Source organism: Streptomyces sp. NPDC021012 (assembly GCF_044333355.1).
Taxonomy (GTDB): domain Bacteria; phylum Actinomycetota; class Actinomycetes; order Streptomycetales; family Streptomycetaceae; genus Streptomyces.
Window position 1 is genome coordinate 141,978 of the sequence record NZ_JBIRQU010000015.1, and the last position, 9,895, is coordinate 151,872.

The window sequence follows — 9,895 nt, forward strand, 5'->3', positions numbered from 1 at the left end:
TAATTGTTCGATTCAGTGTGGGGATCCCGAGTGCCGAAACTGTCCGTCGTCGTACCGTTCCACAATGTCGGGCCCTATGCGCCCGACACCCTGCGCAGTCTCGCGAACAACGCGGATCCGGAATTCGAGTTCCTGCTGATCGACGACTGCTCGACGGACGACACCCCGGAGATCCTCGACCGCTGGCGGGACCGCCTGCCCCATGCCACCGTCATCCGGCACGAGACGAACCAGGGCGTCGCCCAGGCGCGCAACACCGGAATCGACGCGGCGCGCGGCGACTACCTCACCTTCCTCGACGGCGACGACTGGTACGCCCCCGGCCACCTGAGCGCCGCCGTGGCCGGAATCTCCCGCCTGGACTGCGATTTCGCCCGGACCGACCACGTCCTCTCGGAAGGCCGCAAGCGGCAGATCCGCTATGCCCCGGCGAAGCGGCGCGACACCGTCATGGACCCCCGGGACGGAATCTCCCCGGCCAGCATGGTGACGATGGTCGATTACCCCTTCGTCCCCTTCGGCATTTACAGCGGGCGCCTCTTCGAGAACGGCGAATCCCGTTTCGAGACCTCCCTCAGAACCGCCGAGGACCGCCTCTGGATCTGGCGGCTCCACCTCAAGGCGCGCACCTTCGCGGCGCTTTCCCTGCACGGGGTCTTCTACCGGCGGGGCGTCACCACCTCGCTCACCCAGATCACCGACAACCGGCAGCTGGACTTCATTCCCTCGTACGACCTCCTGCTCGACGACGTCTCCCGGGACGCCGAGGCCGACCGCTTCCTCCCGAAGGCGGTCCGCACCTACTGCGCGATGATCGCCTTCCACATGGGGAAGGTGGACACGTACGAGCCCGCCGTCGCCGCGCGGCTGCGCTCCGACGTCCGCGACGCCCTGCTCCGGATGCCGCAGGAGGTCCTCGACGAGACCCTCGCCACCATGGACACCCCGCGCAGCACCCTCCTGCGGAGCCTGCGCGCCACCGGAAGGACCGCCTGACCCATGGCCCCCGCCCCCGAGAAGGCACCGGCCCCCGACCTGCCGGTCCAGATCTTCCAGGTGTCCACCCTGTACGGCGCGGCCACCCTGGCCGCCGCGCTCGACGCCGGACAGTTCGGCCCCCGCGACTCCGCCCGCAGGCTCCTGCTGATCTCGCGCAACGCCGAGATCCCGGAGACCGCCCTGCGCCTGGAGGACATGACCGGGTACGACCGGATCGCCGCCCGCTTCGACGGCACCCTCGAATGGAACGAGACGATCCACCCGTACCACCCCGCCGCCTGGGCCCCCCGCCCCGAGGAGGCCCCGCTCTGGCAGCGCGTCCTGCGCACCGCCTGGGACCTCGGCACCGCCCCGGTCGAGCTGATCGTCGAGTCCATCCAGGTCAACCCGGCCAAGGCGCTCGCCGGCACCTTCCCCGAGAGCGCCGTGCACGTCTACGCGGACGGCCTGATGAGCTACGGCCCGACCCGCTCCGACCTCGCCCAGTCGATCGCCTGCCGCGTCCGCCGGGTCCTCCACCTCGACCTGGTGCCGGGCCTGCGGCCCCTCCTGCTCAGCGAGTACGGGATCGAGCCCGAGCTCGTCCCCGACACCGCCTTCCGTGCCGTCCTCGCCGAGATCGCCGAGGAGGCGGCCGACGACCAGGAGATCGCACGGGCGGCCGCCGCGGCCCCGACGGCCCTCCTGCTCGGCCAGTACCTCGCCGCCCTCTCCCTCCTCACCGCCGAGGAGGAGGAAGAGCTGCACGTACGGATGCTGCGCGGGGCCGCCGCGGCCGGACACCGCTCGATCGTCTTCAAGCCGCACCCGAGCGCCCCCGCCCGCTACTCCCAGGCCCTGGACGAGGAGGCCGGGCGGAGCGGCGTACGGCTCACGGTCCTCGACGGGCCGCTGCTCGCGGAGACCTTCTACGAGCGCTGCCGGCCCGAGCTCGTCGTCGGCTGCTTCTCCACCGCGATGCTCACCGCCGCCGTCTACTACGACGTCCCCATCGCGCGCGTGGGCACCGCCGAGGTCCTCGAACGGCTCACCCCCTTCGAGAACAGCAACCGCATCCCGCTCACCGTCGTCGACCACCTGGTCGCGGACCTGGAGCGCGGCGAGGAGCCCTCGGTCCCCGGACCGGCCCCCGCCTCGCTCACGCCCCTGGTCCGGGCCGTCGGCTACTGCATGCGGCACAAGGCCCACCCGGGGCTCCGCGAGGAGGCCGCCGCCTTCCTGGCGGAGCACCACGCGGACCCCGGCACCGCCCACCACTTCACCGCCGAACGGCTCACCGAGCTCGGCCTGCCCGGTGGAGGAGCCGCCAGGGAACGGACGGGAACGCCCCGCCTGCGCCGCGCCCTGGCACGGAGCCGACGGGGCTGAACCGGCTGGGCGGGGCAGGCGGCGCCGCGGGGGGTCAGCGCCCGGCGGACCTGACCAGGGTGAAGACCGCGCCCTCCGGGTCCGTCACCAGGGCGAGCCGCCCCGCCGTGCCCTCGCGCGGCGGGCGCAGCACCTGACCGCCCAGTTCGAGCACGAGCCGCGTGGCCGCGTCCGTGTCGGCGACCTCGAAGTACGTCATCCAGTGCGGGCCCCGGTCCCGGGGCAGCGCGTTCCCGACGCCGTGCAGCGAGGCCACCGGGGTCCCGGCCACGTGGAGCGTGGCGTAGTCGTGGTCGGCGGAGACGACGGGCTCGACCTCGAAACCGAAGACCGCCCGGTAGAACTTGCCGGTCGAGGACGTCTCGTACGTCAGGAGCTCGTTCCACACCGGGGTCCCCGGCGGTCCCGCGATCGCCGTGCCGTGGTGCTCCTCGGCCTGCCAGACGCCGAAGACCGCGCCGGTCGGGTCGGAGCAGATCACCATGCGGCCCGCCTCGCCCGCGTCCAGCGGGCCGACGGCGACGGTGCCGCCGCAGCAGCGGATGTTCTCGGCGGTCTCGTCGGCGTCCGCCGTGGCCAGGTACGGGGTCCAGGCGATGCGCAGGTGCCGGTCGGGCGGCAGCCGGCCGATGCCCGCCACCTCCTTGCCGTCGAGCAGCGCGCGCACGTACGGGCCGAGCTGCTGTGGACCGGGGACGAACTCCCAGCCGAAGAGCGCGTTGTAGAACTCCTGCGTGGCGTCGAGCCCGTGCACCATCAGGCTCACCCAGCAGGGTGTGCCGGGCGGGCGCGGAGTCGCCTCGGTCATCGTCACTGTCACCTCGGACCATCGTCGTGGCGCGACCCCGCCGGAGGTCGCCGAGTCCGTACCCCGCGGCCGTGCGGCTGCGCGAGGATGGCTCCCATGAAGCCCATCATCTCCGCAAGCGAACTGCTCAGCGAGTCGGCCGGGCCCCGGCCGCCGGTCCTCCTGGACGTCCGCTGGACGCTCGGCGGCCCGCCCGGACGGCCCGCGTACGAGGCCGGCCACCTTCCCGGCGCGGTCTACGTCGACCTGGACGCGGAACTCGCGGGACCGCCCGGGAGCGGCGGCCGCCACCCGCTGCCCGACCCGGAGGCCTTCGGGGCCGTGATGCGCCGGGCGGGCGTCTCGGCGGACCGGCCGGTCGTCGTCTACGACGGCGGCCTCGGCTGGGGCGCGGCCCGCGCCTGGTGGCTGCTCCGCTGGGCGGGCCACCCGGACGTGCGGGTCCTGGACGGGGGCCTCGCGGCCTGGACGGGCGAGCTGACCGAGAAGGTCCCCGCCCCGGAGCCGGGCGACTTCCGGCCGGAGCCGGGCGCCCTCGGGCTGCTCGACGCCGACGCGGCGGCGGCGTGGGCCGACACGGGGCTGCTCCTGGACGCGCGGGCGGCCGAGCGCTACCGGGGCGACGTGGAGCCGATCGACCGCGTCGGCGGGCACGTCCCGGGCGCGGTGTCGGCCCCTACGACCGAGAACGTCGACGCCGGGGGCCTCTTCCTCGCCGCTGACGTCCTGCGGGACCGCTTCACCGCGCTGGGCGCGGCCGAGGGGACCCCGGTCGCCGTCTACTGCGGCTCGGGCGTCTCGGGCGCCCACGAGGTGCTCGCCCTGGAGATCGCGGGCATCCCCGCCGCCCTCTACGCCGGCTCCTGGTCGGAATGGTCCTCGGACCCCACCCGCCCGGTGGCCACGGGCCCGGACCCGCGGTAGCCCGTACGGGACGGACCGGCGCGGTGCGTCGGCCGGGACCCGCGGTGACCCCCGTACGGGATCAGCCGCCGGGTATCGCATCCCGGCCGGCGGTGGCCCGTGCGGGACGGACCGGCGGCATGCGCCGGCCGGGTCCTGCGGTGACCCCGTACGGGACGGACCGGCGCGGTGCGTCGGCCGGGACCCGCGGTGACCTCGTACGGCATCAGCTGCCGCATACCGCGGCCCGGCCCCGCGATGCCTGCACGGGACCCCGGTCGGCGCCGTCCGGCGGCCCGGGCCCGCAGGGGCGTCGTATGCGAAGAGCCCGTGTCAGCGTCGTGCGCGAAAGGCCCGCGCCGTCGAACGGCGCGGGCCTTTCCCGTACGGCGTCAGTCCTGCTTCTTCCTGCGGGTGCCGAAGACGATCTCGTCCCAGCTCGGTACGGCGGCGCGGCGGCCCGGGCGGACGCCGTCGGCCTCGGCCTGGCGGTCCGTGGCGCCGTGCAGCCGGTCGCGGTGGCCCGAGACCGCGCGCGGCATCAGGACGTCGGCGTAGGCCGAGCCCGCGCCCGCCGAGGCGGCCGGAGCCGGCGGCTCCTCCACCTCCGCCTCCTCCGAGGGCTCGGTGTCCGGCGGCTCGGGCACGACCATGTCGCCGCGGAAGCTGGGCACGGCCTCCAGGAGGCTGGTCAGGGAGTCCCGCTCCTCCTCCGGCTCGACGGGCGCGGGCGCCCGCTCCAGCTGGCGTTCGGACCGGTCGATCTGGCGGTCCAGGGCGCGGTCGAGCGGCCTGTCCCGGGGCAGCCGGGCGATGCGCGGCACGAAGGGGAAGCTCGGCTCCGGCGCGGCGGCGATCGTGTCGTCCGTCTCGCCGATCAGGGCCCGCGCCTCGTCGTCCACGGCCTGGACGAGCCGCCTCGGCGGGTCGTACGTCCAGCTGGCCGTGTGGACCTCGCCCGCGACCCGGTAGACGAGCAGCACCTCCCAGGTGCCGTCGTCGCGCCGCCAGGAGTCCCACTGCACGGTGTCCTTCTCGGCGCCGCGCAGCAGCAGCCGCTCCTGCACCGCCTCGCCGAGCTGCGGGCCGCTGTTCTCCCCGGGCCTGCGGACCGGGGTCTTGCGGGCCCGCTCGGCCATGAAGGCGCGCTCCGCGAGCACGGGGCCCTCGAAGCGGCGCACGCGGTCGACGGGGATGCCGGCGAGCTGGGCGACCTCCTCGGCGGAGGCACCGGCCCTTATACGGGCCTGGATGTCACGGGGGCGGAGGTGGCTCTCCACCTCGATCTCGATCTGGCCGAGGCGCGCGCGGTCGTTGCGCACGGCGGCGCGGAGCCGCTCGTCGATCGGAAGCGTGTACTCCGTGCTGTCAGCAGCCTTCAGCACCAGTCGTGTGCCGTCGTTGGAGACGGCCACGACACGCAGTTCGGGCATGGGGACCTCCCGGGTGGTGCCTGCCGACGTCACGTGCGTCGCTGCTTCCGCTAGTCGAGTGTGGCCTGCCCGGGTGCAGCCTGCCACTACCTTGCCGAGTTGCCCGGCGTGTCGGGCATGGACCCTGGAGCGCCGTTATGGCACGGTTACCTGTTTCACTACCCGGAGTGACTGGCGGTCACTCTGTGCAGTCGGTTTCCGTGCGATGCCGAGGCGTCGCCGGTTCGAGCGCCGTGTCCGGCTCCCTCCCCGTGATTCCGGGCACCCGTGAGGGCGTCCGGACCCAGGGTTCGTCAATGTACTCCATTCGGGCCACTTGGGTGGACCGGCGCGCCGCCCAACTTCTCGGGCGGTACGGGAGTTGAGTCTCCGTGGTCTTCCCCCGTACGTGTCGCTCTTCACAGAAACAGCAGAAACGGAACTATTCGCTTCTCCCGTTTGTCCCTTCTGGGTGCAAGGCGAACGGATGAACCACCAGGGGTCGGAGATGCGTCACAGGCCGGAAACCGACGGGGACGAGCCGGAGGAAGGCGGGGAGAAAGCCAGGAAGAGGATCGACCTGAGCCTGGCCCAGGTCTCCGGCAGCGCCCTGGCCGCGGTCATCGCCGCCAAACTCGCCTCGACCCTCGGCGTGTACGGCACGATCCTCGGCGCCGGTGTGATCAGTGTCATCGCGACCTGCGGCGGACCGCTCTTCCAGCACCTCTTCAAGCGCACCGGCGAGCAGGTCCGCGACGTGACCGCGGCGGCCAAGCCGAAGGCGCGCCAGGTCCCGGTCCCCGCCGGGCCGGGGGACGACCGCACCCTGATGCTGGGCACGGTCGCCGCCCCCGTGCCGTCCGACGGGGAGTTCGGCGAGGCGACCACCCACGGCACCCGCGTCCGGGGCTGGAAGCGCCCGGCGATCGCGGCCGCCCTGGTCTTCGGCGTCACCATGGGCGGCATCACCGCCTACGAGCTGGTCGCCGGAGAGGACTTCAGCGGCAAGCAGGGCACGACCACGTTCGGCTCCGTCGTCCGCGGCGGCGGCGCGGGCCAGGACGCGCCCGAGCGGGACCAGGGGCCCACGCCCGCGCCGTCGGGGTCCGCGGACGGCACCGGGCGGCAGCGGGGCGGCACCGGCACCCCCACGGCGGGCACCACGCCGACCCGGGAACCCGCGACCGGGACGCCGTCGACGGAGCCGACCCCCACCCTCTCCGCTTCCACCGGTGGCGGGACGACGCCCGCCCCGACGCCGACCGGCCCGACGACGGAACCGACCGCGCCGACCCGGGAGCCGACCTCCGGCGCGGGGCAGCCCGAGACCCCGACGGCCCCGGCACCGGCCGGAGCCGACAACGGGGCCGAGGGGACGACCGGGTGACGGTCAGTCGCCCAGGACCCGGCGCAGGTAGTCGTTGGCGAACACCCGGTCCGGGTCGAGCCGGTCGCGCAGCGCCGTGAACTCGCCGAAGCGCGGGTAGACCTCGGAGAAGTAGGCGGCGTCACGGGTGTGGACCTTGCCCCAGTGGGGGCGGCCCCCGTGCGCCGTCATGATGCGCTCCACCGCGGTGAAGTACGCCTGGTGGGGCGTTCCCTTGTAAAGGTGGACGGCGATGTACGCGGTCTCCCGCCCCGAGGCCGTGGACAGCGCGATGTCGTCCGCCGGGGCCGTGCGCACCTCCACCGGGAAGCTCACCTTGAGCGGCGAGCGCTCGACCATCGCCTTGACCTCGCGGAGCGCGGCGACCGCCGCCTCACGCGGAAGCGCGTACTCCATCTCCAGGAAGCGGACCCGGCGCGGCGAGGTGAAGACCTTGTACGGGATGTCGGTGTACGTACGGGCCGACAGGGCCCGGCTGGAGACCTTGGCGATCGACGGGATGACCGGCGGCACCGCCCGGCCCAGCGAGCAGGCGACCTGGAAGATCCCGTTGGAGAGGAGCTCGTCCTCGATCCAGCCGCTGATCTTTCCGGGCGGGGCGGCGGGGCCCGCGCTGCGGTTGTTGCGCTTGGTGTTGCAGTTGTCCGTGTGGGGGAACCAGTAGAACTCGAAGTGCTCGTTCTCCGCATGCAGCGCGTCGAACTCCGAGGTGACCCGGTCGAAGGTCATCGGCTCCTCGCGCGCGGTGAGCAGGAAGATCGGCTCCACCGCGAAGGTGATCGCCGTGATCACGCCGAGCGCGCCGAGACCGATCCGGGCGGCCGCGAAGACCTCCGGGTTCTCCTTCTCCGAACAGGTCAGCAGCTCGCCCGAGGCCGTCACCAGCTCCAGCTCGCGGATCTGCGCGGCGATGGACGCCGACTCGCGGCCCGTGCCGTGCGTACCGGTGGAGGTGGCGCCGGCGACGGTCTGCTCCATGATGTCGCCCATGTTCGTGAGCGACAGGCCCTCGCGGGCCAGCGCCACGTTGAGCCGCTTCAGCGGCGTGCCCGACTCGACCGTCACGGTCATCGCCTCGCGGTCGATCCGCCGGATCCCGGTCAGCAGGCCCGGCCGGATCAGCACGCCGTCCGTGGCGGCGATCGAGGTGAAGGAGTGGCCCGTACCGACCGTCTTCACCCGGAGCCCGTCCCCGGCAGCGCGGCGCACCGCCTCGGCGAGCTCCTCGGCCGAGGCCGGACTCACCTCCCGCACGGGGCGGGAGGTGACGTTCCCCGCCCAGTTACGCCACGGGCTGCTCGCCGTCCTGGCGCTGCCCGGCCCCGCTGTTGTCGTCCCGCTCACGCTGCCCCTCCCGGTTCGGCGCCGGCCTGCGCAGCCGGCGGTGTCCGAGGAGACCCACCGCGACCGCGAGCGCGCCCGAGACGACGGGCACCACGTACCCCGCCTCGGCCCCCGACGCGTCGACCACCCAGCCGGCGGCCGAGGAGCCGAGCGCCACGCCGATCGCGAGCCCTGTACCCGTCCAGGTCATGCCCTCGGTCAGCTTGGTGCGCGGTACGTGCGCTTCGACGAGGGCCATGGTGGTCACCATCGTCGGTGCGATGGACAGGCCCGCGACAAAGAGCGCCACGGCCAGCAACGGCAGGTTCCCGGCCAGTAGGAGGGGGATCATACTCACGGCCATCGCGCATATGCCCAGGAGCCACCTGCGGGACGCCTCGCCCTTGAGGTGGAGCAGTCCGAAGACGGCGCCGGCCAGGCCGGAGCCCAGCGCGTAGACGGCCAGGACGAGGCTGGCGGCGGCCTTGTGGCCCCGCTCCTCGGCGAAGGCCACGGTCACCACGTCCACCGAGCCGAAGATGGCGCCGGTGGCGACGAAGGCGAGGGTGAGCACCTGGAGGCCGGGGGAGCGGAGCGCGGAGGTGCCGCGGGCGCCCTCCTGGGGATGGGGGACCGGCTCCGTGGCGCGCTGCGCGGTCAGCCAGAAGACGCCGACGGCCAGGAACGCCGCGGCGAACAGCGGGCCGGCCTCGGGGAACCAGGCGGTCGACAGGCCGATGGAGAGGATCGGGCCGAAGATGAAGCACACCTCGTCGACGATCGACTCCCAGGAGTACGCCGTGTGCAGGCGCCGCTCCTCGCCCCGGTAGATCTCCGCCCAGCGGGCGCGGATCATCGCGCCGAGGCTCGGCACGACGCCGATCACGGCCGTGAAGACGAAGAGGGTCCAGTCCGGTGCCTTCTGCTGCACGCAGAGGAGGAGCCCGGTGGCCGCGACGAGCGACACCAGCGTCACCGGGCGGAGCACCCTGCGCTGTCCGTGCCGGTCGACCAGGCGCGAGACCAGGGGGCCGAGCACCGCGGCGGACATCGCGAGCGTCGCCGAGAGCGCGCCGGCCAGGCCGTACCGGCCGGTGACCTGCGAAATCATGGTCACGATGCCGATGCCCATCATGGACAGCGGCATCCGGCCGACGAACCCCGCGACGGAGAACGAGGCGGTTCCGGGCGCCGCGAAGATCGCGCGGTAGGGACTGGGCAAGAGAGATCCTTGGTCAACACGTGTAATTAACAGCTAAAGCCTACGGTGTTGAAGTCGATCGGTCATCCCCCTTTTTCGGACGAACGGCCATGACGAACGGTTTTGCGGACGATCGACCACGGAAGGGCCGCGCCCCCCGCCGCCGGGCGCGGGTGGGAGGATCGGTGCCATGTCCGATCAGCACGATCCCGCCCCGTACGACGCCCTGCTGCTGCTCTCCTTCGGCGGCCCCGAGGGCCCGGACGACGTGGTCCCGTTCCTGGAGAACGTGACGCGCGGCCGCGGCATCCCGAAGGAACGGCTCAAGGAAGTGGGACAGCACTACTTCCTCTTCGGCGGCGTCTCCCCGATCAACGACCACAACCGCGAGCTCCTCGGCGCGCTGCGGAAGGACTTCGCGCGGGCCGGGCTCGGCCTGCCGGTCTACTGGGGGAACCGGAACTGGGCGCCGTACCTCACCGACACCCTCCGCG

9 protein-coding genes are annotated in these 9,895 nt (G+C 73.2%); 5 read left to right on the forward strand and 4 right to left on the reverse strand.

What is annotated here, in order from left to right:
• Positions 1–30 precede the first annotated feature (30 nt).
• Together ACH4TP_RS34395 and ACH4TP_RS34400 are read left to right on the forward strand one after the other, a co-directional pair.
• Positions 31–996 (forward strand): glycosyltransferase family 2 protein, encoded by a 966-nt coding sequence (locus tag ACH4TP_RS34395; protein WP_398190777.1) that lies wholly within the window; start codon positions 31–33, stop codon positions 994–996.
• A gap of 3 nt (positions 997–999) precedes the next feature.
• Positions 1,000–2,367: a polysialyltransferase family glycosyltransferase gene (locus tag ACH4TP_RS34400; protein ID WP_398440139.1), complete on the forward strand. Its 1,368-nt coding sequence runs from the start codon at positions 1,000–1,002 to the stop codon at positions 2,365–2,367.
• Between the two features lie 34 nt (positions 2,368–2,401).
• On the opposite strand, the gene ACH4TP_RS34405 is transcribed toward ACH4TP_RS34400, so the two are convergent.
• The gene (locus ACH4TP_RS34405) at positions 2,402–3,175 is read right to left on the reverse strand and encodes a VOC family protein (RefSeq protein WP_398190771.1); all 774 of its coding nucleotides are present in this window, start codon (positions 3,173–3,175) and stop codon (positions 2,402–2,404) included.
• A 96-nt stretch (positions 3,176–3,271) separates the two neighbouring features.
• On the opposite strand from ACH4TP_RS34405, the gene ACH4TP_RS34410 reads away from it, so the two are divergent.
• Positions 3,272–4,099 (forward strand): sulfurtransferase, encoded by an 828-nt coding sequence (locus ACH4TP_RS34410; RefSeq protein WP_389236735.1) that lies wholly within the window; start codon positions 3,272–3,274, stop codon positions 4,097–4,099.
• 371 nt (positions 4,100–4,470) lie between these two features.
• Here the strand turns inward: ACH4TP_RS34410 and sepH are convergent, their stop codons facing one another.
• Positions 4,471–5,511, reverse strand: a complete 1,041-nt coding sequence (gene sepH / locus ACH4TP_RS34415; RefSeq protein ID WP_389236737.1) for a septation protein SepH — start codon at positions 5,509–5,511, stop codon at positions 4,471–4,473.
• Between the two features lie 487 nt (positions 5,512–5,998).
• Between sepH and ACH4TP_RS34420 the strand changes: the two genes are divergently transcribed.
• A complete protein-coding gene (locus ACH4TP_RS34420; RefSeq protein WP_398440140.1) occupies positions 5,999–6,877 on the forward strand; it encodes a hypothetical protein in 879 nt (292 codons plus the stop codon).
• Between the two features lie 3 nt (positions 6,878–6,880).
• Here the strand turns inward: ACH4TP_RS34420 and ACH4TP_RS34425 are convergent, their stop codons facing one another.
• The gene (locus tag ACH4TP_RS34425; protein WP_398440141.1) at positions 6,881–8,221 is read right to left on the reverse strand and encodes a D-arabinono-1,4-lactone oxidase; all 1,341 of its coding nucleotides are present in this window, start codon (positions 8,219–8,221) and stop codon (positions 6,881–6,883) included.
• A complete protein-coding gene (locus ACH4TP_RS34430) occupies positions 8,160–9,422 on the reverse strand; it encodes an MFS transporter (RefSeq protein WP_398440142.1) in 1,263 nt (420 codons plus the stop codon). The genes ACH4TP_RS34425 and ACH4TP_RS34430 overlap by 62 nt, the downstream gene beginning before the upstream one ends.
• A gap of 169 nt (positions 9,423–9,591) precedes the next feature.
• Here ACH4TP_RS34430 and ACH4TP_RS34435 point away from each other — a divergent pair.
• Positions 9,592–9,895 (forward strand): ferrochelatase (locus ACH4TP_RS34435; protein WP_398440143.1); only part of this gene is annotated, 304 nt, incomplete at its 3' end.